This is a genomic window from Bartonella sp. AP65SXKL (assembly GCF_042195725.1).
In the GTDB taxonomy this organism is placed as follows: Bacteria; Pseudomonadota; Alphaproteobacteria; order Rhizobiales; family Rhizobiaceae; genus Bartonella.
This window is the reverse complement of the sequence record NZ_JBHIOW010000084.1, coordinates 1-823: the sequence shown is the minus strand read 5'-3', so window position 1 is coordinate 823 and position 823 is coordinate 1. Positions and strand designations below refer to the sequence as shown.

General features: G+C 31.3%; 2 protein-coding genes. Both read right to left on the bottom strand.

Annotation, left to right across the window (positions count from 1 at the left end; translation table 11 throughout):
• Positions 1–22: 22 nt before the first annotated feature.
• Positions 23–346 carry a helix-turn-helix domain-containing protein gene (locus ACFIMP_RS09805; RefSeq protein ID WP_015856199.1) on the bottom strand — a complete coding sequence of 108 codons (324 nt, stop codon included), beginning with the start codon at positions 344–346 and terminating at the stop codon, positions 23–25.
• 1 nt (position 347) lies between these two features.
• Positions 348–698, bottom strand: coding sequence for a type II toxin-antitoxin system RelE/ParE family toxin (locus ACFIMP_RS09800; protein ID WP_041581387.1), 351 nt, complete (start codon positions 696–698; stop codon positions 348–350).
• Positions 699–823: the final 125 nt, after the last annotated feature.

Here is an 823-nt window from a genome sequence, read left to right as displayed (position 1 = left end):
AAAAAGCTAATCATAAAGAAGTTTAAGAAGAAAAAACAACTTCAAAATGTCCTTCAAGCGTTTTAACTTCTTTCGGATTAACAATAATCTTTATATCGTTTCCCAATTTTGCCAAACACTCAAGCATTTTCATTTCACTAATTCCTCGAAATTCTCCACTTAAGAGTTTAGACAGTTTTGGTTGAGTCATTTTCAAAAGTTGACTAGCCTGTTTTTGTGTTAAGTTCTTTTCTTTCAGAATTTGACTAATCTTATGAGCAAGTTGCGCTTTGATAAGCATCTCTCTGGAATCTGAAAAGCCAAGATCCGCATAAACATTGGAACTACCGTGAAAAACATTGATCATTTTAATTCCCTTCTAATTGTTCTGCTAACTTGAGACGTTCTTTAATCAGATTAATGTCTGGTTTTGGTGTTGCAATGCCACGGGTCGATTTTTTCTGAAAACAATGCAACACATAAAGAGATTTTTTATATTGTATCGTATAAACAGCGCGATAAGTTCCTTGAATATCGCGTTCAATAATTTCTAGAACATTGGCAGATCCAAACCCCTTGAGAACCTTAACATTTTCTCCTCTATCTCCTATCTGAGCAAGATAAAGAGCATAACCAATCCTTTGTTGAATAAGATCAGGAAGACTTTTTATATCTTTGAGTGAAGAACCAAGCCATATGATACGTTTTATTTTACTCATGATTATTAATATACCCATATGGGTATATTTTCAAGTGGTTATTCTAATTTTGTGATTTTTTAATAACTATTATTAATAAAATTGACTTGATAAAAATGGTAACAAAAAACCATAATTGTTTATTT